The organism is Bradyrhizobium mercantei (assembly GCF_001982635.1).
Classification (GTDB): Bacteria; Pseudomonadota; Alphaproteobacteria; order Rhizobiales; family Xanthobacteraceae; genus Bradyrhizobium; species Bradyrhizobium mercantei.
In genome coordinates, this window is sequence record NZ_MKFI01000006.1 from 294,044 (window position 1) to 317,810 (window position 23,767).

Annotated in this window: 22 protein-coding genes; 16 read left to right on the top strand and 6 right to left on the bottom strand. The window is 65.3% G+C overall.

The features are described from left to right. Positions 1-4 precede the first annotated feature (4 nt). From nudC to BI327_RS28175, 5 genes are all read left to right on the top strand, one after another. Positions 5-955, top strand: a complete 951-nt coding sequence (nudC, locus tag BI327_RS28155; protein WP_076864533.1) for an NAD(+) diphosphatase — start codon at positions 5-7, stop codon at positions 953-955. A 79-nt stretch (positions 956-1,034) separates the two neighbouring features. Next, entirely contained in the window at positions 1,035-1,982 is a 948-nt protein-coding gene (locus tag BI327_RS28160; RefSeq protein WP_076864534.1) for a sugar kinase, read from the top strand. Positions 1,983-2,058: 76 nt separating this feature from the next. After that, positions 2,059-2,559 carry an Lrp/AsnC family transcriptional regulator gene (locus BI327_RS28165; RefSeq protein ID WP_076864535.1) on the top strand — a complete coding sequence of 167 codons (501 nt, stop codon included), beginning with the start codon at positions 2,059-2,061 and terminating at the stop codon, positions 2,557-2,559. A gap of 160 nt (positions 2,560-2,719) precedes the next feature. After that, positions 2,720-3,031: a hypothetical protein gene (locus BI327_RS28170; RefSeq protein WP_245334961.1), complete on the top strand. Its 312-nt coding sequence runs from the start codon at positions 2,720-2,722 to the stop codon at positions 3,029-3,031. Next, entirely contained in the window at positions 3,012-4,478 is a 1,467-nt protein-coding gene (locus BI327_RS28175; protein WP_076864537.1) for a methyl-accepting chemotaxis protein, read from the top strand. The genes BI327_RS28170 and BI327_RS28175 overlap by 20 nt, the downstream gene beginning before the upstream one ends. Positions 4,479-4,635: 157 nt before the next feature. Here BI327_RS28175 and BI327_RS28180 read toward each other — a convergent pair whose 3' ends face one another. From BI327_RS28180 to hrpB, 4 genes are all read right to left on the bottom strand, one after another. After that, entirely contained in the window at positions 4,636-6,135 is a 1,500-nt protein-coding gene (locus tag BI327_RS28180) for a phosphomannomutase/phosphoglucomutase (protein ID WP_076864538.1), read from the bottom strand. Between the two features lie 153 nt (positions 6,136-6,288). Further along, positions 6,289-6,801: a TIGR02281 family clan AA aspartic protease gene (locus tag BI327_RS28185; RefSeq protein ID WP_089025607.1), complete on the bottom strand. Its 513-nt coding sequence runs from the start codon at positions 6,799-6,801 to the stop codon at positions 6,289-6,291. Between the two features lie 280 nt (positions 6,802-7,081). After that, on the bottom strand, positions 7,082-8,548 hold the full coding sequence (locus tag BI327_RS28190) for an NCS1 family nucleobase:cation symporter-1 (protein ID WP_089025608.1): 1,467 nt from the start codon (positions 8,546-8,548) through the stop codon (positions 7,082-7,084). A gap of 276 nt (positions 8,549-8,824) precedes the next feature. Beyond that, positions 8,825-11,293: an ATP-dependent helicase HrpB gene (hrpB, locus tag BI327_RS28195; RefSeq protein ID WP_076864539.1), complete on the bottom strand. Its 2,469-nt coding sequence runs from the start codon at positions 11,291-11,293 to the stop codon at positions 8,825-8,827. Positions 11,294-11,498: 205 nt separating this feature from the next. Here hrpB and BI327_RS28200 point away from each other — a divergent pair, with 205 nt between their 5' ends. From BI327_RS28200 to BI327_RS28235, 9 genes are all read left to right on the top strand, one after another. Then, on the top strand, positions 11,499-12,566 hold the full coding sequence (locus BI327_RS28200; protein WP_076864540.1) for an acyltransferase family protein: 1,068 nt from the start codon (positions 11,499-11,501) through the stop codon (positions 12,564-12,566). A gap of 234 nt (positions 12,567-12,800) precedes the next feature. After that, positions 12,801-13,412, top strand: a complete 612-nt coding sequence (locus BI327_RS28205; protein ID WP_076864541.1) for a sigma-70 family RNA polymerase sigma factor — start codon at positions 12,801-12,803, stop codon at positions 13,410-13,412. A 413-nt stretch (positions 13,413-13,825) separates the two neighbouring features. Then, positions 13,826-14,521 (top strand): cytochrome c biogenesis CcdA family protein, encoded by a 696-nt coding sequence (locus BI327_RS28210; protein ID WP_076864542.1) that lies wholly within the window; start codon positions 13,826-13,828, stop codon positions 14,519-14,521. 18 nt (positions 14,522-14,539) lie between these two features. Next, positions 14,540-15,118 carry a thioredoxin family protein gene (locus BI327_RS28215; RefSeq protein ID WP_076864543.1) on the top strand — a complete coding sequence of 193 codons (579 nt, stop codon included), beginning with the start codon at positions 14,540-14,542 and terminating at the stop codon, positions 15,116-15,118. A 118-nt stretch (positions 15,119-15,236) separates the two neighbouring features. Beyond that, the gene (locus tag BI327_RS28220; protein ID WP_076864544.1) at positions 15,237-16,646 is read left to right on the top strand and encodes a cytochrome ubiquinol oxidase subunit I; all 1,410 of its coding nucleotides are present in this window, start codon (positions 15,237-15,239) and stop codon (positions 16,644-16,646) included. Continuing rightward, a complete protein-coding gene (gene cydB, locus BI327_RS28225) occupies positions 16,643-17,644 on the top strand; it encodes a cytochrome d ubiquinol oxidase subunit II (protein ID WP_076864545.1) in 1,002 nt (333 codons plus the stop codon). The genes BI327_RS28220 and cydB overlap by 4 nt, the downstream gene beginning before the upstream one ends. Next, on the top strand, positions 17,644-17,772 hold the full coding sequence (locus BI327_RS41365; protein WP_089025609.1) for a DUF2474 domain-containing protein: 129 nt from the start codon (positions 17,644-17,646) through the stop codon (positions 17,770-17,772). The genes cydB and BI327_RS41365 overlap by 1 nt, the downstream gene beginning before the upstream one ends. A 170-nt stretch (positions 17,773-17,942) precedes the next feature. Further along, the gene (locus BI327_RS28230) at positions 17,943-18,536 is read left to right on the top strand and encodes a L,D-transpeptidase (RefSeq protein WP_076864546.1); all 594 of its coding nucleotides are present in this window, start codon (positions 17,943-17,945) and stop codon (positions 18,534-18,536) included. A 66-nt stretch (positions 18,537-18,602) separates the two neighbouring features. Next, on the top strand, positions 18,603-19,640 hold the full coding sequence (locus tag BI327_RS28235; protein ID WP_076864547.1) for an amino acid ABC transporter substrate-binding protein: 1,038 nt from the start codon (positions 18,603-18,605) through the stop codon (positions 19,638-19,640). Between the two features lie 179 nt (positions 19,641-19,819). On the opposite strand, the gene BI327_RS28240 is transcribed toward BI327_RS28235, so the two are convergent. Both BI327_RS28240 and BI327_RS28245 read right to left on the bottom strand, forming a co-directional pair. After that, positions 19,820-20,959, bottom strand: a complete 1,140-nt coding sequence (locus BI327_RS28240; RefSeq protein ID WP_076864548.1) for an acyl-CoA dehydrogenase family protein — start codon at positions 20,957-20,959, stop codon at positions 19,820-19,822. A gap of 176 nt (positions 20,960-21,135) precedes the next feature. Continuing rightward, complete coding sequence (locus BI327_RS28245) at positions 21,136-22,320, bottom strand: acyl-CoA dehydrogenase family protein (RefSeq protein ID WP_076864549.1); 1,185 nt, start codon at positions 22,318-22,320, stop codon at positions 21,136-21,138. A 168-nt stretch (positions 22,321-22,488) separates the two neighbouring features. On the opposite strand from BI327_RS28245, the gene BI327_RS28250 reads away from it, so the two are divergent. Both BI327_RS28250 and BI327_RS28255 read left to right on the top strand, forming a co-directional pair. Beyond that, on the top strand, positions 22,489-23,034 hold the full coding sequence (locus tag BI327_RS28250) for a carboxymuconolactone decarboxylase family protein (protein ID WP_074130966.1): 546 nt from the start codon (positions 22,489-22,491) through the stop codon (positions 23,032-23,034). Positions 23,035-23,169: 135 nt separating this feature from the next. Then, positions 23,170-23,691: a VOC family protein gene (locus BI327_RS28255; protein WP_076864550.1), complete on the top strand. Its 522-nt coding sequence runs from the start codon at positions 23,170-23,172 to the stop codon at positions 23,689-23,691. Positions 23,692-23,767 lie beyond the last annotated feature (76 nt).

The window sequence follows — 23,767 nt, forward strand, 5'->3', positions numbered from 1 at the left end:
TTCAATGTCCGCATTCGATTCATTTCCGCTCGGCCAGCCGGCCTTCGTCACCCATGTACTGGACCGCGCCGCGCATCTGCGCAGCAACGACGAAAAACTGTTCGCACTGGAGGGGCACCGCGAAGCCCGCGCCTATGTGATCTATCGCGACTCGCTGGTCGTGAAGCAGGAGAAAGGCGGCGCCCGCGCGCTGCTGTCGCTGGAAGAGGCCCGCGGCTACGGCGCCAATCCCGGCACGATCTTTCTGGGCTTGCGCGATGCCGCGCCGATCTTCGGCATGGGGATCGCGCCGCAGGCCGCCGAGAAGCTGGTCGGACGCGCCGATGTTGCGATCACCGAATTGCGCGGCATGGCGATGCAGGGCGTGGTGCCCCCGGAGCAGCTCTCGGCCATTGCGATGGCGAAGTCGATGGTGACCTGGCATCAGCGCCACGGCTTCTGTCCGAACTGCGGCACGCGCACCGCAATGAAGGATGGCGGCTGGAAGCGCGAATGCCCGAGCTGCAAGGCTGAGCATTTTCCGCGCACCGATCCTGTCGTGATCATGCTGGTGACGTCGGGCGACAGGGTGCTGCTCGGACGGCAGAAGCAGTTCATGCCCGGGATGTATTCCTGCCTCGCCGGCTTCGTCGAAGCCGCCGAGACCATCGAGGACGCGGTGCGGCGCGAGATCTTCGAGGAGTCCGGCATCCGCTGCACCGACGTCAATTATTACATGACGCAGCCCTGGCCCTACCCGTCATCGCTGATGATCGGCTGCACCGCGCGCGCAACCAACGAGGACATCGTGGTCGACCGCACCGAGCTCGAGGATGCGCGCTGGTTCGACCATGCCGAGGCGACGCTGATGCTCAAGCGCCAGCACCCCGACGGCCTCGCCGGCCCGCATCCCTTCGCGATTGCCCATCATTTGCTCGGCCGCTGGGTGCACCACCGAAACCCGTTGGACCAATAGCGGGAACCGGACATCGTTCTGCCGATTAGATCGGGACACAGTTCTGGCAGTTAACGGAACCATTGCGACGGATCCCCGCATGAATTTTCAAGACGGCGCCCCGAAAGTCCCGCCTCGCATCCTCTGCATCGGCCTGCCGGTGCGCGACCTGACGTTCCGCGTCGGCGTTCCGGCGCGCGGCTCCAAGGAGAACGCGACGCACTTTGAGGAAATCTGCGGCGGCAATGCGCTGAACGCCGCGATCGGCATCGTCCGGCTGGGCGGCCGCGTCTCGATGTGCGGCCCGATGGGCGATTCGCGGGAAACCTCGAGCCGCTACATCTTCGACAAGCTGGCCGAGGAAGGCATCGAGACCAACCATCTCATCCACATGCCTGATCTGGTCACGCCGATCTCGGCGATCATGATCGACGACACCGGCGAGCGCACCATCGTCACCTTCCGCGATCCCGAGCTCTGGAAGGTCAAGCTGCCGCCGACCGAGCTGTTGCTGGAGGATTGCGCGGCGATCCTGACCGAGAGCCGCTGCGCACCGTTCTGCACCGAGCTGTGCGCCGAGGCGGTCAGGCGCGGCATTCCGGTGGTGGTCGACGTCGACCGCGCGATGTCGATGCGGGAGGGGCTGCTGACCGCCTCCTCCCATCTGGTGTTCTCCAGCGAGCCGCTGCAGGAGACCGCCGACGTCACCGACGACGGCCAGGCGCTGCACAAGCTCGCCAAGCTGACCCCGTCCTTCCTCGCCGGCACCCGTGGGCCGATGGGCACGATCTGGCTCAATGAGCAGGGCGAGCTCGAGGAGACCCCGGCCTTCCCGGTCCATACCGTCGATACGCTCGGGGCCGGCGACGTCTTCCATGGGGCGTTTGCGCTGGCGATCACCGAAAAGCAGGAGCTCCGGCAGGCGCTGCGCTTCGCCTCGGCCGCCGCAGCGCTGAAATGCACCCGCTTCGGGGGCGCTTACGCCGCACCGCAACGTGCTGAAGTTGAAGCGTTTTTGGGCGAACACGCCGAGGCGCGGCCGGCCTGACCGGCCACGAATCGCTTGATTTGGAAGATTCTTCTCTATATGAGGGATATAGAACCTTCATGTGGAACTTTCTTCTATGACCGACGTCGCCGTTCAGCTTCATGACAACAACCGCCGCCTTGACGCCATCGATCGCAAGATCCTGACCGTGTTGCAGGAGGATGCCTCGCTCTCCGTCGCCGAAATCGGCGACCGGGTCGGGCTGTCGTCGACGCCGTGCTGGAAGCGCATCCAGCGGCTCGAAGCCGACGGCGTGATCCTGCGCCGCGTCGCGCTGGTCGATCAGAACAAGATCGGGCTCGGGATTTCGGTGTTCGTCTCGGTCGAGAGCGCCGACCACTCGGAAGCCTGGCTGCGCAAATTCGCCGACGCCGTCAGCGCCATGCCCGAGGTGATGGAATTTTACCGGATGGCCGGCGACGTCGACTACATGCTGCGCGTCGTGGTCGCGGACATGCAGGCCTATGACGTGTTCTACAAGAAGCTGATCAGTGCCGTGCCGCTGAAGAACGTCACCTCGCGCTTCGCGATGGAGAAGATCAAGTCGGTGACGGCGCTGCCGGTGCCCGCGGCGTAAGCGCCGCCGCACAGCCCCATACGATAGTCGATACGCCCCAAGGTAGTCGGCCCGTTCGGCATTTACCCGAAGTTAGCGCCAGCGGCGGTATTGTGCTGCCATGGTGCCGGGGGAGATCATCCCAGCGAAACGACGGCCCGCATGGCTGGGCGCGGCTGCATTGCTGATTGCGAGCTGGATCGCGATCGCAGTGCTGTCGTTGCAGGTGCGTGCGGGCAGCGACGTGGTGGCCGTGGCGTTTCCGCCATGGTGGCGCGCCGAGCGCGCGCTGCTGGCCGCCGCATCGGCCAATGCGTCGATCGTTCGGATGACCGCGATCCCGGCCCTGCTGGTGGTGCGGCCTGACCGCAATGGCGGGCTGAGCCGGCTGTACCAGGCCGGCGCCCTGCTGACCATGGATCCGCAGGCGATCGCCGGCTGCTTCACGACGGATGACGATCTGGGGGTTGGGAATGACCTTCGAAGGCGATGAAATGGCCGCGCTGCGCGAGACGGCCAGCAAGATCTTGCTCGTGGTGCTCTGGCTGCACGTTCCGATCGCGGTCATCGTCGGCATGGCGCTGCACACCGACTGGCTGATCCCGGCGGGCTTCATGGTCGCGATGGCGCTGACTGCTACGGCCTCGTGGCGCATGTCGGGCAACGGCGTCTCGACCCGCCTGATCGTTGCCGTCGCCCTGATGGCCGGCGTGTCGATGCTGGTCTACCAGTTCGCCGGCCACCGCTGGCAGGTCGACATGCACATGTACTTCTTCGCCGCGCTGGCGTGCCTGGTCGCCTATTGCGACTACAGGCCGATCGTCGCCGGCACCGTGGCGGTCGCCCTGCATCATTTGACGCTGAACTTCGTCCTGCCGGCTGCGATCTATCCCGGCGGCGCCGACTTCGGCCGCGTCGTGCTCCACGCCGCGATCCTCCTGATCGAAGCCGGCGTGTTGATCTGGCTCGCGCACACGCTGGCCGAGTTGTTCAAGACCTCGGCGCAGAAGGCGGCGGAGGCCGAGGCCGCCGGTGCCGCCGAGGCGCGCGCCAATGCCGAACGCATCGAGGCCGAACGGGCCAAGCAGAACCGTGATGCCGCGCGGCGCGAACTCGCTGCCGGCTTCGAGCGCAAGATCGGCGAGGTCGTCGAGGCCGTCGCGGTGGCGGCGAACGCGATGCAGGGCCTCTCCGCAACGATGAACGGCAGCAACGCGGAAACCATCCGCCAGGCCACCGCCGCCGCCTCCGCATCGACGCTGGCGTCGACCAACGTGGAAACCGTGGCGTCGGCAACCGAGGAGCTCACGGCCTCGATCAACAGCATCGCCGAGCAGGTAACCCGCTCGGCGCGGATCGCCGCCAAGGCTGCCGACGAGGCACACCGCACCAACACCGTCGTCCAGGGTCTTGCCGCCGGCACGCAGAAGATCGGCGAGGTGGTGACGCTGATCCAGAGCATCGCCAGCCAGACCAATCTGCTCGCCCTGAACGCGACCATCGAAGCGGCGCGCGCCGGCGAGCACGGCCGCGGCTTTGCGGTGGTCGCGAGCGAGGTCAAGGCGCTGGCCAACCAGACCGCCAAGGCGACCGAGGAGATTTCGGTGCAGATCCAGGATATCCAGAACGCGACCGGCGCAGCCGTCAGCGCGATCGGGACCATCGGCACCACCATCGCGGAAATCGACCAGGTCTCCGGCGAGATCGCGGCGGCGGTCGATCAGCAGGGCGCGGCGACCCGCGAGATCTCCAGCAATTTGCAGCAGGCCGCCGATCGCACCCGCGACGTCAACAAGGGCATCCTCAACGTCAACCGCGCCTCCGAACAGGCCGGCGGCGCGACCGCGCAATTGCTCGATGCGGCGAACGGCCTGACCTCGCAATCGGAATGGCTGAAGACCGAGCTGGACCGCTTCCTGGCCTCGCTGCGCGCGGCGTGAGGCAAGGCGCGTCGTAACAAGCTCTCCGCCGTCATCGCCCGGCTCGACCGGGCGATCCAGTACGCCGCGGCCTCGCGGCTCAATCACTACCGTCTCTGGAATACTGGATCACCCGGTCAAGCCGGGTGATGACAGTTTGCTTGGGGCGAGCCCCGCCTCAGATCTTCTGATTATACTCGCCGACCTCGGGATGGGTGCGCAGCACGGAATCCATCGCCTCGAACATGTCGTGCATGCGCTGCTCGCTGACCGGGCTTTCCACCACGACCACGAGCTCCGGCTTGTTCGAGGATGCCCGCACCAGGCCCCAGCTGCCATCCTCGACCGTGACGCGCACGCCGTTGACGGTGACGAGATCGCGGATGTTCTGGCCCGCGACCTTGCCGCCGTTCTGCTGCAGCGTCTCGAAGTGCTTCACCACCGCGTCGACGACGCCGTACTTGGCCTCGTCGGCGCAATGCGGCGACATGGTCGGCGACGACCAGGTCTTCGGCAGCGCGTCCTTCAAATCGGCCATCGACTTGCCGGGCGCGCGGTCGAGCATCTCGCAGATCGCGATCGCCGACACCAGGCCGTCGTCATAGCCGCGGCCGAACGGCTTGTTGAAGAAGAAGTGGCCGGACTTCTCGAAACCGGCGAGCGCGCCCAATTCATTGGTGCGGCGCTTCATGTAGGAATGCCCGGTCTTCCAGTAGACCGTGTTGGCGCCCTGCTTCTGCAACACCGGATCGGTCACGAACAGGCCGGTCGATTTCACGTCGACGACGAACTGCGCGTTGGCGTTGATCGCCGACATGTCGCGCGCCAGCATGACGCCGACCTTGTCGGCGAAGATCTCCTCGCCGGTGTTGTCGACCACGCCGCAACGGTCGCCGTCGCCGTCGAAGCCGAGGCCGACATCGGCCTTGTGCAGAAGCACCGCATCGCGGATCGCGTGCAGCATCTCCATGTCTTCCGGATTTGGATTGTATTTCGGGAAGGTGTGATCGAGCTCGGTGTCGAGCGGGATCACCTCGCAGCCGATCGCTTCCAGTACCTGCGGCGCGAACGCGCCCGCGGTGCCGTTGCCGCAGGCCGCCACCACCTTCAGCTTGCGCTTCAGCTTCGGCCGGCTGGTGAGATCGGCGATGTAGCGCGCCGGATAGTTCTCGTGAAACTGGTAGGAGCCGCCGGCCCTGTTGTTGAATGCGGCATTGAGCACGATCTCCTTCAGCCGCGTCATCTCGTCGGGGCCGAAGGTGAGCGGACGGTTGGCGCCCATCTTCACGCCGGTCCAGCCATTGTCGTTGTGCGAGGCGGTGACCATCGCAACGCAGGGCACGTCGAGATCGAACTGCGCGAAATAGGCCATCGGCGTCACCGCGAGCCCGATGTCGTGCACCTTGCAGCCCGCCGCCATCAGGCCCGAGATCAGCGCGTATTTGATCGAGGCGGAATAGCCGCGGAAATCATGCCCGGTGACGATCTCTCGGCTGACGCCGAGCTCCGCGATCAGCGTGCCGAGCCCCATGCCCAGCGCCTGTACGCCCATCAGGTTGATTTCCTTGTTGAACAGCCAGCGCGCGTCGTATTCGCGAAACCCGGTCGGCTTCACCATCGGCTCGGATTCGAAGGCATAGGTGTTCGGGACCAGCACGGATTTCGGCTTGGGAAACATGGATCGGCCTTATGGTCACATACGGAAAGACGTCGCCGCAGCCTTTAGCGAATGCGCAGGCCGGGCGAAAGCTGAGACTGCGGCTGGTGGCCGACAATTACGGCGGAAATGGCGGCGATATCGGGTCGTCGCGCCACCCCGAAAGGGCTGGGCTTATTGCTCCAGCAACAATTTGCCGTTGGCGTATTCGAAGCGCTTCAGCTTCGAGAGGAACGACAGGCCGAGCAGGTTTTCCGACAGCGCCTCGTCCGGCAGCACCAGCGCGTCGACGTCGCGCACGGTGAGGCCACCGATCTCGATCATGGCGATATGGGCACGCGCGGCCTTGATGGTGCCGTTGGCAGTGGTGACGCGCGAGGTGTAATCGCCCGGCACCGGACGCAGGCCGAAGCGCGCGGCCGAGGTCTCGTTCAGGGCCACCACGGAGGCGCCGGTGTCGACCATGAAGTTGATGCGCTGGCCGTCGATCCGGCCGTCGGTCGCGAAATGACCGCGCGGGTCGGGCGCAATGCTGAACGTGCGGGCGCTGGCCTGCGCCACCGTGACGGCGGGGGCGATGCTCTGCTTGGCGGTGGTCGCGGCGGCGGGCGACATCCTGCTGGCCATCTGGGCCATGAAGGTGCCCAGCCCGATCAGGATGGCCGCGAAAATCATCAGGTTACGCATGACACCATACTCGGAAAACCGAACATCCAATTTCACCACGCCGGTCGCCCCGCCGCGAGCGAGGGCGGCAGCGCGAGCCTGCCATTTTGGCGAAAAGGATGAGCGAAGAGTTAATGCGAGCCCGACTGGCGGCCGAATGATATCGACCGCCTGCGAGGGGCCGGAATTTGCCGGTCCCAGCTGGCCCCTAAGCGTGAGGATTAGGTTTGATCTGGAGCGGCGGCGGAAGCTCACCTCTCCCCTGGGAGAGGTAAGCCCGCTTGCGGACCCAACCTTGCCCTCAGGCAGTCTTGGCGACCGGGCTCGGCATCGCAACACGCAGTGCGTAATAGACCGCGCCCGCGATCGCGACCCCGAAGAACCAGCCATAGACCGCCCACCAGGACGGCAGGATCGAGGTGAAGTTCGGCAGCACCGACGAGAACAGCGCGCCGATCGCGGCCGCGATCAGGGCGCTGACGTTCCAGCCGTTCTGGAAGCGATATTCGCCGTCCTCCTGATACAGCGCCGGCACGTTCACGCGGCCTTTGGCGATCAGATAATAGTCAACCATCATGATCCCGAAGATCGGCCCCATGGTCGCGCCGATCAGTCCGACGAACGAGGCGGCGCTGCCCTCCCACGGTGCGAAGGGATACAGCGCCAGCGCGATCAATGCCGCGATGTAGCCGCCCTTCTTGAAGTCGATATGGCGCGGAAACACGTTCGAGAAATCGAACGCCGGCGAGACGAAATTGGCGACGACGTTGATGCCGAGGGTTGCCACCGCAAAGGTGACCGCTGCGAGCAGCGCCAGGAACCAGCTGTCGAACTTGGCCGAGATCTGGTCGGGATGCAGCAGCACCTCGTGATAGACGTTGAATGCCGCAATCGTGGTGACGCCGGCCACCAGCGAGAACAGGATCAGGTTGACCGGCAGGCCCCAGATATTGCCCTTGCGCAGCGCCTGCACGTCGGGCGCATAGCGCGAGAAGTCGCAGAAGTTGAGATAGAGCGCGGCGAAATAGGTGATCCAGGTCGCGGCGACGGCGCACAGCGCCGGGAAAGAACCCGGCACGCCGGGCACACCGGCCTCCTTGGTCTTTTCCAGCAGCACGTCCTGCGGGATCGGCGCCGTGAGCGAGATGCCGCCGGCCGCGATGCAGAGATAGATCGCGAGGACCAACATCATCAGCCACACCGCAGGTCCCGCCCAATCCTGGAAGCGCCGCACCGTTTCCATGCCGCGCTGGATGATCAAAAGCTGCAGCGCCCAGATCACGACGAAGCAGAACACCTCGAGCGTGGAATGGCCGAGCATATGGCTGGACTGATGGAACGCCTTGAAGCTGTCGATGCGGGTCAAGAGCGCGACGATCGCGCCCGAGGCCGCCGCGGTCTGCGCGCCGTACCAGAAGCAGGCGACGATGGCACGCACCAGCGCCGGAATGTTGGCGCCCCACACGCCGAACGAGGCCCGCGCCAGCACCGGATAGGGCACGCCGGTCCTCACCCCGGCATTGCCGATCAGGCTCATCAGCACGAAGATCACCAGCGAGCCGATGCCGATCGCCAGGATGAAGTTGACGAAGCTGCCGCAGAGCAGGAACAGGCTGGCGGCGAGATAATAGCCCCACAGGCTGTGGACGTCCGAGGTCCAGACGTTGAAGATGCTGAACGCGCCCCAGTTGCGTTCCCTGGCCGGCGCCAGGTCTTCATTGTAGAGCGACGGCGATGCGTTCTTGATCTCCAGATTCTTGAAGTCCATGGCGGTCTCCCCAAGTGCGAGCCCGTGATCCCGGCGCGCAAATCTAACCACCGTTTGCAGACTCTCGCCAGAGCCAGACCTCAGAGGTGTGAATCTTTGCGACCCGTCGTCCCTGCGAAAGCAGGGACCCATAACCACCAAAGGTCATAGTTGCGCGACGCTGTGGCCACAGCGGTCTTCAACGGCCCAACCCTGTGGCTATGGGTCCCTGCTTTCGCAGGGACGACGCTGAATGTTTGGTGCTGATCGGGGGTCACCTAAGGTATTCACAAGCCCTCAAGTGCCGCGCGGTTTCACGCGCCTTGTCGGCATCGCGCTGGCGGGATATTCCGGCCAGGGATGGCGCGGATAGCGGCCGCGCAGGTCGGAACGCACGGCGGCGTAACTGCCGCGCCAGAAGCCGGGCAGATCGCGCGTCACCTGCACCGGGCGCTGCGCCGGCGACAGCAGCTCCAGCACCAGCGGCACCGCGCCCTTGGCGATCGAGGGATGGGTGTTGAGCCCGAACAGCTCCTGCAACCTGACGGCAATGGTCGGGCCCTGCTCGGCCTCGTAATCGATCGCAAGCTGCGTTCCGGTCGGCGCCTCGAAATGCGTCGGCGCCTCGCGATCGAGCCGCGCCCGCAGCTCCCACGGCAGCAGCGCCATCAGCGCGTCCGCCAGGTCGCCGGCGGACAGGTCCTTCAGCGCGGTCTTGTCGTAGAGCGCTCCCACCAGCCAGTCGTCGGCACGCGCGGCAAGTGCCGTGTCCGACAGATCGGGCCAGCCCTCGTCCTCGGCCTTGCGCAGGAACATGACGCGGTCGCGCCACTGCTTCGAGTGTTTCGACCAGGGCAGCCGGTCGAGCCCGGCCGCGATCAGGCCGTCGGCGAACACGCGCGCGGTCTCGGCCGACGGCTGTAGCGGCATCGGCGCCTCCGACAGCGTGATCGCGTGCAGCGAACGGCGGCGGCGCGCGCGCAGCGCCATCGCGCCGCGGTCGAACGTCACCTCCTCCATAGTCTCGATCTGGTCGGCGAAGCGCTGCTCGATCTCCTCCTGGGTGATCGGCGCCGCCAGCAGGATTCGTCCGCTCGCCGCTGTGCCGGTCAGTTCGGCGACCGCGATGGTGGGCAGCCGCGCCAGCGCAGCGGTCTGCTCGACCGCCGCGCCGCGGCCATTGGCCAGCACGAAGCTGCCATTGCCGCGGTTCTTCGCGACGCGATCCGGGAACGCGAAGGCCAGCATGACGCCGGTGGAAAGATCCTTCGCTTCGCCGGCGGCGGCCTTCACCTGCGAGGCCCAGCGCGCGGCCATGCTGCGCGCGCTCGATGCCCGCTGCGAGCGGTCGCGGCGGAACTGGTCGAGCCTGACGTCGAGATCGACGCTGTCGCCGCCGAGCCCGCGTTCGGTGAGCACGGCGGCGATCTCGGCCGCCTCTTCACCCATGCCGAAGCGCGCAGAATCCACGATCATGCGCGCCAGCCGCGGCGGCAGCGCCAGCGCGCGCAGGCTCTGGCCCTCCTCGGTGATGCGGCCGTCGGCATCGAGCGCACCGAGTTCGGCGAGCAGCGATTTCGCTTCCTTCAGCGCGGGCGCCGGCGGCGGATCGAGGAAGGCAAGGCTTGCGGGATCGCCGACGCCCCATTGCGCGAGATCGAGCACCAGCGAGGACAGATCGGCTGAGAGAATCTCGGGCGCGGTGTAGGCCGGCAGCGACGCGGTCTGCGGCTCGTCCCAGAGCCGGTAGCACACGCCGGGCTCGATACGGCCGGCGCGGCCGCGCCGCTGATCGACCGCGGCGCGCGAGGCGCGCACGGTCTCCAGACGGGTCAGCGCGATGTCAGGCTCGTAGCGCGGCACCCGCGCGAGACCGGAATCGACCACGATGCGCACGCCCTCGATGGTCAGCGAGGTCTCGGCGATCGAGGTCGCCAGCACGACCTTGCGGGTGCCCTTCGGCGCCGGCGCGATGGCGCGATCCTGCACGCTGGCATCGAGCGCGCCGAACAGCGGCACGATCTCGATCGAAGCGTCGTGCACGCGCTCGGCCAGAAATGTTTGCGTGCGGCGGATCTCGGCCGCGCCCGGCAGGAAGGCGAGCACCGAGCCGGCATCGGCGCGCAGCGCGGCCGCGATCGTCTCGGCCATCTGCCGCTCCACCGGCGCATCGACCTTGCGGCCGACATAGCGGGTCTCGACCGGAAAGGCGCGGCCCTCGCTCTCGACCACAGGTGCATCGCCGAGCAGCTTTGCGACCCGCGCGCCATCGAGGGTTGCCGACATCACGAGGATGCGCAGATCCTCGCGCAGGCCGGTTTGCGCATCGCGCGCCAGCGCGAGGCCAAGATCGGCATCGAGCGAGCGCTCGTGGAATTCGTCGAACAGCACCGCGGCGACGCCGTTGAGTTCGGGATCGTCCAGAATCTGGCGCGAGAAGATGCCCTCGGTGACGACCTCGATCCGCGTCGCGCGCGACACTTTCGAGCCGAAGCGCACGCGATAGCCGACGGTCTCCCCGGGACGCTCACGAAGCGTCTTCGCCATTCGTTCAGCACTGGCGCGCGCGGCAATCCGGCGCGGCTCCAGCACGATGATCTTCTTGCCCCTGGCCCAGGGCGCATCGAGCAACGCCAGCGGCACGCGCGTGGTCTTGCCGGCGCCGGGTGGCGCGACCAGCACTGCGGCATTGTGGCGATCGAGCGTGCGGTCGAGCTCATCGAGCACGGCGTCGATCGGCAGCGGGCTATCGAATTGGCGCGGCAAGGAAACTCATCGCGGGCCACGGCACGCGGCCGACCTGCGTCCTATGGTTAACAACGTCTCGGATTCTTCTGGCCTCTTAGACCATTCGCCTGACACTGGGAACGGTGGAAAGACGCGAGTTCGGTGGCACGTCCTTTGTACTGATAAAGGAGAAAGCAACCGATCGGGCCGATGATAGGCCAGATCACGCCGAAACGGGACAAGGATGACCACAAACGGCACAGTCGCAGCGACAGATCGTTCCGCCGGGACGGCGGGCGCGCGCGTCGATTGGGTCGACTATGCCAAGGGCATCTGCATCATCATGGTCGTGATGATGCACTCGGTGCTGGGGGTCGAGAAGGCCGCCGAGCAGACCGGCTTCATGCATTATGTCGTGATGTTCGCGAAGCCGTTCCGGATGCCGGACTTCTTCCTGATCTCGGGGCTGTTCCTGTCGGTCGTGATCAATCGCGACTGGCGCACCTATCTCGACCGCAAGGTGATGCACTTCGCCTATTTCTACGTGCTGTGGGTGACGATCCAGTTCGGCTTCAAGGCGCCGTCGCTGGCCGCCGAGGCGGGCTGGGCCGAGGTCGGGCTGCAATACCTGACCTCCTTCGTCCAGCCGTTCGGCACGCTGTGGTTCATCTACCTGCTGCCGATCTTCTTCGTCGTCACCAAGCTGACGCGCAACGTCCCGCCGCTCATGATCTGGCTGATCGCAGCCGTGCTGGAATCGGCGCATGTCACGACCGGCTGGTATGTGATCGACGAGTTCTGCGCCCGCTTCGTCTACTTCTATACCGGTTATGTGCTGGCGGATTACGTGTTCGCGCTGTCGGACCGCGCGCGGGCGCGGCCTGCGTTTGCCATGCTCGGGCTTGGGCTCTGGGCACTGATCAATGGCGGCCTGGTTGCGCTCGATGTCAGTGAATGGCCTGTTGTCTCGCTGGTGCTCGGCTTTGCCGGCGCCTCCGCCATCATCGTGACGGGCACGCTGCTGGCGCGCGCGCACCGGCTCGGCTTCCTGCGCTTCTGCGGCGAGCATTCGATCGTGATCTACCTCGCCTTCTTCCTGCCGATGGCCGCGACCCGCATCCTGCTGCTGCAATTCGCCGTCATCCCCGACATCGGCCTGATCTCGCTGATCGTGACCGCGGCCGGCGTCGCCGGTTCAGTCCTGATCTGGCGACTGGCGCTGGCGGTTCGGGCCAATTTCCTGTTCGAACGGCCCGCCGCGTTCTGGATTGCCCCGAAAAAGGCAGCGACCTCCTTGCAGGCGGCCGAATAGTGCCAAAAGTCATGATGCGGATTCGTTCCCGCGGAGCCGATTCCGGCCGTTCGAATTTTCCAAGCTTTGAAATTATTGGCTTTTTGGTCCCGAATGTTTCGTCGTCCCGCCGGCGACGAAACAATTCTCCCGGTCACGAAACCATTTTCCGCTTTTCGCGCAGACATCCGGAAACGGGCGGTAACTAGCTTTCTCCCAACGAACCGCCGCCAAACGGCGAACTGGGAGCCTGTCATGCCGAACGTCATCGCCATCAACGCTGCAGCCGCGAAGCAAATCGACGCTGCTCGCGCGACCTCGGATGAAATGCTGCTCGCGCGTATCGCCAAGAATAACCGCACCTCGATGCACACGCTTTATGCCCGCCACAACGTCCGGGTTTACCGCTTCGTGCTCCGCATGGTGCGCGACACCACGATGGCCGAGGACCTGGTCAGCCAGGTGTTCCTGGACGTCTGGCGCACCGCGGCCCAGTTCGAGGGCCGCTCGCAGGTCTCGACCTGGCTGCTGTCGATCGCCCGCTTCAAGGCGCTGACCGCGCTGCGCCAGCGCAAGCATGAGGACATCGACCAGGACGACGTGCTGGAGATCGCGGACGGCGCCGACACGCCGGAAACCTCGCTCGATCGCGCCACCACCAGCGAGATCCTGCGCGCCTGCGTGGCCAAGCTGTCGCCGGCCCACCGCGAGATCATCAATCTGGTCTACTACCATGAGAAGTCGGTCGAGGAGGCCGGCCAGATCATCGGGATCCCGCAGAGCACGGTGAAGACCCGCATGTTCTACGCCCGCAAGCAGCTCGCCGACCTCCTGCGGGGTGCCGGCGTCGACAGCGTCGCGGCATAAATGGAAGCGTTTTCAACTATTTAAATGGAGATCAAGCGGTCCGGGCAATTGTCCACGAAGCCGAAAAAGTCAGGCGACGAAACAATTGAAACAATCGACGACATCACCCGGAAAAACGCGATCTCTATACCCATATCCAACGACGCAACCCCAACCCAATTCACTGACCGAGTTTCGATACCTTCCTAGCTCTAACCTCCCAAGTAACCTCCAACGACCCGGCCGGGATGCCCCCCAGCCGGGTCGCTCTGTTTTTGGCGCGGCGTCGTGAGATCGGATCCGCCTCGTCTCACACAGACGTGACGGCGCCTGCGGCGGCGGCGCCGTAACGGCCAGACCGCGCTCGCGAAGAACATCAGGCGTACCCGGCACGGCCCTCTGGCGCGCCGGGACTTTCTGATGGACGGACGACGATGCTCAGCCTTGCCCTTGCCCTGCTTGCCGGTGTCGCCACCGTCGCTGCGCCTTGCACCCTGCCGATGCTGCCGATCCTGCTTGGGGTATCGATAGGCCAGACCGGCAAGGCGCGGCCCGCGATGATCGCGCTCGGCTTCGTGATGTCATTCTCTGCGGTGGCATTGCTGCTGAGCGCGATCACGCGCGCCTTCGATTTCGATCCCAACCTGCTGCGGACGGGCGCGGCTGTATTGCTCGCGGGCTTCGGCCTGTTGATGATCTGGCCGGCGCCGTTCGAGTGGCTTTCGATCCGGCTGACCGGCGCTGCCAACAGCGTCGGACAGGCTACGCCGTCGCCGAGCCTGTTCGGCGGCTTCGTGCTCGGCTCAACGCTCGGCCTCGTCTGGACGCCGTGCGCCGGTCCCGTGCTCGGCTCGATCCTGACCATCGTCGCGACCTCGAAGGATACCGCGTGGGCGAGCCTGCAGCTCATCACTTACGCGATCGGCGCGGCGATCCCGATGCTTGCGATTGCCTATGGCGGGCAGGCCGTGACCACCCGCGTGCGCAGCATGGCGCGGATCGCACCGCGCCTGCAGCAGGGCTTCGGCGTCGTGATCATCGGCTTCGCCGCGCTGTCCTATTTGCAATACGACACGCTGATCGTGGCGTGGCTGACCCAGTTCTATCCCAACGGCCAGATCGGCCTGTGAGCTCATGAGGAGATATCGATGTCGCTGCGCTTGATTGCTGTATCCACGCTGGTGGCGGGCCTGGGCCTCGGCGGCGCCGTCATTCCCGGTCTCTGCACCGAATCCGACGCGCCGGCGCAGCCGGTGCCGCGAGCGGTCGCCATGACGACCCAGCAGAGCCAGGCCGCGCCCGAATTCACAGGGATCAGCAACTGGTTCAACTCGCAGCCGCTGAAGCTCGCCGATCTGCGCGGCAAGGTCGTGCTGGTGGATTTCTGGACCTATGGCTGCGTCAACTGCGTCAACACGCTGCCGCACGTCACCCAACTTTATTCAAAGTACCGGGATCGCGGCCTCGTCGTGATCGGGGTGCACACGCCGGAATTCCCGTTCGAGCATTCGGCCTCCAACGTGCAGGCGGCGCTGAAGCGGCACGGCATCCTCTATCCGGTGGCGCAGGACAACAATTCGCAGACCTGGAACGCCTACGGCAACCAGTATTGGCCGGCGCAATACATCATCGACCAGAACGGCAAGATCGTCTTCCAGCACGCCGGCGAAGGGCAGTACGACGAGATCGACCGCACCGTCGCGCGGCTGCTCAACGCGAGCAGCTAGTGCATTGCATCATGCGGTTGCCTCCAACCGCATGATGTCCCCTAGACAATCCGCCCTGTATTGTCGTCATCCCCGGCGTGGTAAGGTCCAACGTCAGGTCGACGGCAGGTGGTGGATCATGTTCGAAGGCTGGGATGCGGTCGTACTCGCCCGCGCGCAATTCGCTTTCACGATGTCGTTCCACATCGTGTTTCCCGCATTCTCGATCGGGCTTGCGAGCTATCTCGCGGTGCTGGAAGCGCTCTGGCTCATCACCAAGCGCGAAGTCTTCATCAACCTGTTCAATTACTGGCTGAAGATCTTCGCGGTCGCGTTCGGCATGGGCGTGGTCTCGGGCATCGTGATGTCCTACCAGTTCGGCACCAACTGGTCGTCCTTTGCCGACAAGACTGGGCCGGTGATCGGCCCGTTGATGGCCTATGAGGTCTTGACCGCGTTCTTCCTCGAGGCAGGCTTCCTCGGCGTGATGCTGTTCGGGCTCGAACGCGTCGGCCCGAGGCTGCATTTCGTGGCGACGCTGATGGTCGCGATCGGCACGCTGATCTCGGCGTTCTGGATCCTGTCGGCCAATTCCTGGATGCAGACGCCGACCGGCCATGCCGTCAATGCCGACGGCCAGTTCGTCGCGGCCGACTGGTTCAAGCTGATCTTCAATCCCTCGTTCCCCTATCGCCTGGTGCACATGGTGCTGGCGGCGTACCTCACCACCTCGCTGGTGGTCGGCGCGGTCGGCGCCTGGCACCTGCTGCGCGACCAGCATCTCGCGGGGCCGCGCGTGATGTTCTCGATGGCGATGTGGATGGCGACGCTGGTGGCGCCGATCCAGATCCTCGCCGGCGACCAGCACGGCCTCAACACGCTGGAGCACCAGCCGGCCAAGGTGATGGCGATGGAAGGCCACTTCCAGAGCCACAAGGACGGCGCACCGCTGATCCTGTTCGGCTGGCCCGACATGCGTGATGCCAAGGTCAAATACGCGATCGAGGTGCCGAAGCTGTCGTCGCTGATCCTGAAGCATTCGCTCGATGCGCCGCTCGCCGGCCTCGACACCGTGCCGCGCGAGAACTGGCCGCCGGTGCCGATCACCTTCTGGTCGTTCCGCATCATGGTCGGGCTCGGCTTCCTGATCCTCGGGCTCGGCCTGTTCAGCCTCGTGATGCGCTGGCGCGGAATGTTGTATCAGACGCCGCTGCTGCATCGCTTCGCGGTGCTGATGGGCCCGGCCGGCTTCATCGCGGTGCTCGCGGGCTGGATCACCACCGAGACCGGGCGGCAGCCGTTCACCGTCTACGGGCTGCTGCGTACAGTTGACTCGGCGTCGCCGCTGGCGGCGCCCGCGGTGGGCTCGTCATTGATCGCGTTCATCATCGTCTATTTCGCCGTGTTCACCGCGGGCGTGATCTACATCCTGCGCCTGATGGCGCAGCCGCCGCATCCCGGCGAGCAGGGCCCGACCAAGGATCTCCCCGCCCGCGCCGCCGGCATCACGCCGGCCGCGGGTGCTGCAGCCGTGGAGGCCGCGCGATGATCGATCTCGCCATCATCTGGGCCTTCATCATCGCCTTTGCCGTGTTCGTCTATGTCGTGATGGACGGCTTCGATCTCGGCCTCGGCATCCTGTTTCCGCTGTTTCCGCAGAAGACCGATCGCGACGTCATCATGAACACGGTGGCGCCGGTGTGGGACGGCAACGAGACCTGGCTGGTGCTCGGCGGCGGCGGCATGATGGCGGCGTTTCCGCTGGCCTATGCGGTGCTGATGCCGGCGCTCTACACGCCCATGATCGCGATGCTGCTCGGCCTCGTGTTCCGCGGCGTCGCCTTCGAATTCCGCTGGCGGACCCAGAAGGCGCGCAACAAATGGGATCTCGCCTTCGCCGGCGGCTCGCTGGTGGCGACGCTGGCGCAGGGCATCGCGCTCGGCGCCATCCTGCAGGGCATCCATGTCGACGGACGCCACTATGCCGGCGGCTGGTGGGATTGGCTGACGCCGTTCAGCGTCCTGACCGGCATTGCGCTGGTGATCGGCTACGCGCTCTTGGGTGCAACCTGGCTGGTGATGAAGACCGAAGGCGAATTGCGCGACCGCGCCTATCATCTGTGCTGGATCTTGTTGATCGCAATGCTGTGCGCGATCGGCGCCGTCAGCATCGCAACGCCGTTCCTGGCGGTGCAGTACACCCAGCGCTGGTTCGCCTGGCCCAACATCATCCTGACCGCGCCGGTGCCGATCGCGGTCGCCGCCGTCACCGCGCTCCTGCTGCGCGCGCTCGGCAACAAGAACGACCACCAGCCGTTCTTCCTGACGCTTGCGCTGTTCGCGCTGTCCTATGCCGGGCTCGGCATCAGCGTGTATCCCTACATCGTGCCGCAGAGCATCACGATCTGGCAGGCGGCGGCGCCGGCCAACAGCCAGATCTTCATGTTGGTCGGGGTCTCGATCCTGGTGCCGCTGATCCTCGGCTACACCGCCTGGGCCTATTGGGTGTTCCGCGGCAAGGTGCGCCCCGGCCACGGATACCATTGATGCGACCCGATCCGAATCAGCGGCCGCTCGGCCAGCGCCTGCTGTGGTTTGCAGTGCTCTGGCTCGGCGGCGTCGGCACGGTGGCGCTGGTCTCGTTCGCCTTGCGACTCTGGATCGCGCCGAAATAAGGCCGCCGGTGCCGCACTCGTTCGACCTCAATGACAAAAAACAGAAGCATTACAGTGATATAGTGTGACGCCCGCCCTAAACTTGCCATCAAGCTGCCGCTGAGATTTGATGTTGCCGCGATTTGAGGTGGAGCAACCATTTGGCCGCGCGCCAACAAGGAGAGCTTTGCATGACGAAACTTCGTCACCTGGTCTGGATGTTGATCGGCGCGGGTGCGCTCGTGCTGTCGACGTCGCAAGGCTTCGCCCAGAGCCGCCCGGATGCCGACGAGCCCGGCCTGATCGCCGACGACAGCTACCAGCTCGACCCGGAGTGGCAGAAGCAAGTCGTATACTATCGGACCAATGAGGCGCCGGGCACCATCATCGTCTCCACCGCCGAACGCCATCTCTATCTCGTGCAAGGCAACGGCCGTGCGCTCCGCTACGGCATCGGCGTCGGCCGCGACGGCTTCCAGTGGCAGGGGCTGGTGACCATCACCCGCAAGGCCGAGTGGCCGGACTGGGTGCCGCCGCCGGAAATGATCGCCCGCCAGCCCTATCTGCCGCGCTTCATGGCGGGCGGACCGGGCAATCCGCTCGGCGCCCGCGCGATGTATTTGGGCACCACGGTCTACCGCATCCACGGCACCAACCGGCCCGACACCATCGGCACCGCGATCTCCTCCGGCTGCTTCCGCCTGGTCAATGCCGACGTCGCCGACCTCTACAGCCGCGTTCCGGTCGGCACCAAGGTGATCATCCGGCAGAAGCCCGAACTCTGATCTCTACGCTCTACCCGCCTTCGATATCCGACCTGATTTTCCCCGATCATTCGCGAGAGAGAACCCATGCGTACATTTCGAGGCGGCCTGACGATCGGGCTCGCGGTCGCCGCGCTGGTTGCGGCCGCCGCCATCACCTATGAGCGCTACGACACCCGCACGCTGAAGCGCACCGTCCGCCGCGGCGATGTGCTGTGCGGCGTCAACAAGGGCCTGCCGGGCTTCTCGATCCCGGACGACAAGGGCAACTGGACCGGCTTCGACGTCGATTTCTGCCGCGCGGTGGCCTCGGCGATCTTCGACGATCCGTCGAAGGCGAAGTTCGTTCCGCTCGACGCCAGCGAGCGCTTCAAGGAGCTGCAGAACCGCAAGGTCGACATCCTGTCGCGCAACTCCACCTGGAGCATGGCGCGTGAGGTCAATTACGATCTCTATTTCCCGGCGGTCGCCTATTATGACGGCCAGGGCTTCATGATCCCGCGCGCGCGCAACATCGATTCCGCGCTCGACCTGAACGGCAGCAAGGTCTGCGTGCAGGCCAACACCACGACGCAGCTCAACCTCGCCGACTATTTCCGTGCCAACAACATGAAGTACACGGAGATGAAGTTCGACAAGCTCGACGACGTGGTGAAGGCCTATGACTCTGGCCAGTGCGACACGCTGACCTCGGACGCCTCGCAGCTCTATGCGCTGCGGCTCAACCTGTCCAAGCCGAACGATCACGTGATCCTGGCCGACATCATCTCCAAGGAGCCGCTGGCGCCGGTGGTCCGGCAGCGCGACGACGACTGGATGATGATCGTGAAGTGGACGCTCTACGCCATGATCAACGCCGAGGAGCTCGGCATCACCTCGAAGAACATCGACGAGGCGCTGAAGTCGAAGAAGCCGGAAGTGATGCGGCTGGTCGGCACCGAGGGCTCCTATGGCGAGGATCTCGGCCTGACCAAGGACTGGGCGGTGCGCATCATCCGCCATGTCGGCAATTACGGCGAGGTCTACGACCGCAACGTCGGCGCCGATTCCAAGCTGAAGATCCCGCGCGGCATGAACCAGCTCTGGAACGCCGGCGGCGTCCAGTACGCGCCGCCGATCCGGTAACGGCGCGTAGCTAGGCCACAGCCGCTACCGCATCCTCAGCAGTCATCACCCGCGAAAGCGAAAGCGGGTGATCCAGTACGCCGCAGCTTCTCCGCTCAAGCACCACTGTCTCTGGAATACTGGATCGCCCGGTCGAGCCGGGCGATGACAGTGCGTTGTGTCGAGAGGGACGACGCCCCTCAGTAGCCCTTGCCGCTCGCCAGCCGATCGGTGTGGAAATTGCTGTCGCCGAACAGCTCCTGGCAGACGCGGGCGCGCTTCATGAAGAAGCCGATGTCGAACTGGTCGGTCATGCCCATGCCGCCATGCATCTGCACGCCCTCCTGCACGGCTGATGTCGCCGTGGTGCCGGCGCGCGCTTTCGCCACCGAGACCGCGGTGGCGGCCTTCTCGATATCAGTATCGAGCGCCTGCAACGCCTTGAGCACGGCGGCGCGGGTGATCTCGATATCGATGTAGAGCTGGGCGGCACGGTGCTGCAGCGCCTGGAATTCGCCGATCGCCTTGCCGAACTGCTTGCGCTCCTTGAGGTAGGTCACGGTGCGGCCGAACACATCGTCGGAGAGACCGACCATTTCGGAGGCGATCGCGCCGCGGCCGATATTGAGCACGCCCTCGAGCAGCCCAAAACCCTGATCGACCTCGCCGAGCACGCTGTCGGCGTTGACCTCGACATTGTCGAACACGATGCGCGCCGCGTTGTGCGAATCGACCATCGCGGTGCGCTCGACCGCGAGTCCCTTGGCCTTGGGATCGACCAGGAACAGCGTCAGCCCATTCTTGTCACCGGCGCTGCCGGCCGTGCGCGCGGCGACGATCAGCAGGTCGGCGGTGTGGCCATCGACCACGAAGGCCTTGTCGCCCGACAGCTTGAAGCCATTGCCGGAGCGCACAGCCTGCAACTTGGTCTGCAGCGGGCGATGCTTTGCACCCTCGTCGATCGCGAGCGCCGCGAGCAGCGAGCCGTCGGCGATCTTCGGCAGATGCTGCGCCTTCTGCGCCTCGCTGCCGCCGCGCGACAGCGCCGAGGCTGCGAGCACCGAGGTCGCGAGGAACGGCGACGGCATCAAGGTGCGGCCGATCTCCTCCATGACGATGCCGGCTTCGACGCAGCCGAGCCCGCTGCCGCCGAACTGGTCCGGCACCAGGAGGCCGGAGAAGCCCATCTCGGCAAAGGTTGTCCAGAGCTCGCGCGAGAAGCCGGTGGTGTCCTTGGCATCGCGCAGGCCGCGCAGATGCGCCACCGGCGCCTTGTCGCTGATGAGACCGCGCGCACTGTCGCGCAGCATGGATTGTTCTTCGGTGAGGACGAGGGCCATGGATGGATCCGATAAATCTGATGTTGTTCGTTCAATCGAATTTCAAGGTAACGTCATGCCCGGCCTAAAGCGCGAAGTGCGTCTTCGCGCCAGATGTGCCGGGCATCCACGTCTTGTGCCAGTCGCGACAAAGACGTGGATGGCCGGGTCAAGCCCGGCCATGACGGCGGAAAGCCTCACGCGCCCGGCAGATCGAGGATCCGCTTGGCGACGATGCCGAGCATCACCTCCGAGGTGCCGCCCTCGATCGAGTTGGCCTTGGTGCGCAGCCAGGCACGCGGACGGGCGCCGCCCCGGGAGCGGTCGCTTTCCCACTCCAACGCGTCGATGCCGCCGGCCGACATCAGGATCTCGTAGCGGCGCTTGTTGAGCTCGGTGCCGTAATATTTCATTGCCGACGAGAACGCCGGATGCGATTGCCCGGCCTTGGCGAGATCGACCGCGCGCTCGGCAGCCGCGGCGAGCGCCGCCTCGTCGACCTCGAAGCTCGCGATCTGGCTGCGCAGCTGCGCATCGTCGAGCCGCCCTTGGGCGTCCGCGCCGACCGAGTCGGCCGCGATCTGGCCGAGCGGACGGCCGACGCCGCGCTCACCCATGCCCGAGATCATCGCACGCTCGTGCTGCAAGAGATATTTCGCGACATCCCAGCCGCGATTGACGGTGCCCACGACATGCGATTTCGGCACGCGAACGTTGTCGAAGAAGGTTTCGCAGAACGGCGAATAGCCGGAGATCAAGAGGATCGGTTTTGTGGACACGCCCTTCGAGGTCATGTCGAACAGGATGAAGCTGATGCCGTCGTGCTTCTTGGCGGCCGGATCGGTGCGTACCAGGCAGAAGATCCAATCGGCATAGTTGGCGTAGGACGTCCAGATCTTCTGGCCGTTGATGATGTAGTCGTCGCCGTCGCCGACCGCGCGGGTCTGCAGCGAGGCGAGGTCGGAGCCGGCGTTCGGCTCGGAATAGCCCTGGCACCAGCGGATCAGGCCCGCGGTGATCTTGGGCAGATGCTCCTTCTTCTGCTCCTCGGTACCGTATTTCAGCAGCGCCGGTCCGAGCATCGAGATGCCGAACGAGGTCAGCGGCTGGCGCGCGCCGATCGCCGCCATCTCCTGGCGCACGATCTTCGCTTCCTCGCCGTCGAGGCTGCCGCCGCCATATTCCTTCGGCCAATGCGGCACGGTCCAGCCCTTGTCGCGCATCCGCTCGAACCAGACGCGCTGCGCGTCCGACGAGAATTTCGCGTTGCGGCCACCCCAGAAGGTGTCGCCATCCGAGGTCATTGGCTTGCGCATCTCCGCGGGGCAGTTCTGCTCCAGCCAGGCGCGGGTCTCGGCGCGGAATTTCTCAAGGTCAGCCATGGTGCGTTTCCAGTCAAATTCGACGAATTGGATTCGACCTTAGACCTACGCAGCCGCCGAATTCAATATGCCTCGCGGCCGCGCCATGCTCTGGCGTCGCTACTCACCTTGCGCGATCGGGTGTATCGCCGAGATGGGGTAACGATTGAAAAACAAGAGGAAACGGACATGCGGCTGAAGCTGCTTTCGCCTAGCGAAATGAACGCCGCCCAGAAAGAAACCTACGACGAGTCAATCGCCGGCAAGCGCGGCGCGCCACCAGCGCCGATGATGGCCTGGCTGAACAGCCCGGAGATGGCGCGGCATGCCACCCGGCTCGGCGAGGTCTTGCGCTTCGACACGATCTTTCCGCCAAAGCTGTCGGAGATCGCGATCCTCGTCACCGCGCGGCACTGGACCGCGCATTACGAATGGTATGCCCACAAGCGGCTCGCGCTGAAGGGCGGCCTCGACCCGAAGATCATCGAGGACATTCGCGTGCGCCGGACGCCGACCTTCGACGATCCGAAGGCCAGGGTGATCTACGACGTCGCCAAGGCGCTGCATGAAGGTCACGGCCTGCCGAAGGGACTGTATGACGAGGCGGTCGAGGTTTTGAGCCAGCGCGGCCTGGTCGAGGTGATCGGCCTCTGCGGCTACTACACCATGGTGTCGATGACGCTGAACACGTTCGAGTTCCAGCTGCCCGGCGGCGAGCTGTCGGAGCTCTGCTAGACCCGGCCGGCCATGGCGTCATCCGGAAACACTGCGTTTCCGGATGGATCGCTCCGGCCCCGGCAAATCCGGACTATATCAGGAGGAGAAGCCTTGCCCCTGATGGCACGGCATTGATGCCAACGGAGCCAGGTCATGCCGGAAAATCCCCCCATCATCGCGGGCACGCGGATCGGGCATGTCCATCTGAAGGTCGCCGACCTCGACCGCGCGCTCGGCTTCTATTGCGGCGTGCTCGGCTTCGAGTTGCAGCAGCGGTTGGGGACGGACGCGGCGTTCATCTCGGCCGGCGGCTATCACCACCACATCGGCCTCAACACCTGGGAGAGCAAGGGCGGACATCCGCCGCCGCCCGGCACCACCGGCCTGTTTCACACCGCCATCCTCTACCCAACCCGACCGGCGCTCGCCGACGCGCTGCATCGGGTGCTGTCGGCCGGCAGCCAGCTCGACGGCGCCAGCGACCACGGCGTCAGCCAGGCGCTCTATTTGCGCGACCCCGACGAGAACGGCGTCGAGCTCTATTGGGACCGCCCCGAGGCCGAATGGCCGCGCAGCGCCGACGGCAAGCTCGCGATGTTCACGCGACGGCTGGACCTGGAGGATTTGCTGAAGCAGCGGGTGGCGCAATTCCGTAACGCGGATGAAGTGCTGTAGCCCGGATGAGCAAAGCGACATCCGGGGCTCTGGTGCGGGCCGAAGGAGCGATCCCGGATATCGCTTCGCTCATCCG

Coding starts and splice junctions, on each gene's coding strand:
- nudC (WP_076864533.1), top strand. CDS start 5: ATGTCCGCATTCGATTCATTTCCGCTCGGCCAGCCGGCCTTCGTCACC.
- BI327_RS28160 (WP_076864534.1), top strand. CDS start 1,035: ATGAATTTTCAAGACGGCGCCCCGAAAGTCCCGCCTCGCATCCTCTGC.
- BI327_RS28165 (WP_076864535.1), top strand. CDS start 2,059: ATGACCGACGTCGCCGTTCAGCTTCATGACAACAACCGCCGCCTTGAC.
- BI327_RS28175 (WP_076864537.1), top strand. CDS start 3,012: ATGACCTTCGAAGGCGATGAAATGGCCGCGCTGCGCGAGACGGCCAGC.
- BI327_RS28180 (WP_076864538.1), bottom strand. CDS start 6,135: ATGTTTCCCAAGCCGAAATCCGTGCTGGTCCCGAACACCTATGCCTTC.
- BI327_RS28185 (WP_089025607.1), bottom strand. CDS start 6,801: ATGCGTAACCTGATGATTTTCGCGGCCATCCTGATCGGGCTGGGCACC.
- BI327_RS28190 (WP_089025608.1), bottom strand. CDS start 8,548: ATGGACTTCAAGAATCTGGAGATCAAGAACGCATCGCCGTCGCTCTAC.
- BI327_RS28200 (WP_076864540.1), top strand. CDS start 11,499: ATGACCACAAACGGCACAGTCGCAGCGACAGATCGTTCCGCCGGGACG.
- BI327_RS28205 (WP_076864541.1), top strand. CDS start 12,801: ATGCCGAACGTCATCGCCATCAACGCTGCAGCCGCGAAGCAAATCGAC.
- BI327_RS28210 (WP_076864542.1), top strand. CDS start 13,826: ATGCTCAGCCTTGCCCTTGCCCTGCTTGCCGGTGTCGCCACCGTCGCT.
- BI327_RS28215 (WP_076864543.1), top strand. CDS start 14,540: ATGTCGCTGCGCTTGATTGCTGTATCCACGCTGGTGGCGGGCCTGGGC.
- BI327_RS28220 (WP_076864544.1), top strand. CDS start 15,237: ATGTTCGAAGGCTGGGATGCGGTCGTACTCGCCCGCGCGCAATTCGCT.
- cydB (WP_076864545.1), top strand. CDS start 16,643: ATGATCGATCTCGCCATCATCTGGGCCTTCATCATCGCCTTTGCCGTG.
- BI327_RS41365 (WP_089025609.1), top strand. CDS start 17,644: ATGCGACCCGATCCGAATCAGCGGCCGCTCGGCCAGCGCCTGCTGTGG.
- BI327_RS28230 (WP_076864546.1), top strand. CDS start 17,943: ATGACGAAACTTCGTCACCTGGTCTGGATGTTGATCGGCGCGGGTGCG.
- BI327_RS28235 (WP_076864547.1), top strand. CDS start 18,603: ATGCGTACATTTCGAGGCGGCCTGACGATCGGGCTCGCGGTCGCCGCG.
- BI327_RS28240 (WP_076864548.1), bottom strand. CDS start 20,959: ATGGCCCTCGTCCTCACCGAAGAACAATCCATGCTGCGCGACAGTGCG.
- BI327_RS28245 (WP_076864549.1), bottom strand. CDS start 22,320: ATGGCTGACCTTGAGAAATTCCGCGCCGAGACCCGCGCCTGGCTGGAG.
- BI327_RS28250 (WP_074130966.1), top strand. CDS start 22,489: ATGCGGCTGAAGCTGCTTTCGCCTAGCGAAATGAACGCCGCCCAGAAA.
- BI327_RS28255 (WP_076864550.1), top strand. CDS start 23,170: ATGCCGGAAAATCCCCCCATCATCGCGGGCACGCGGATCGGGCATGTC.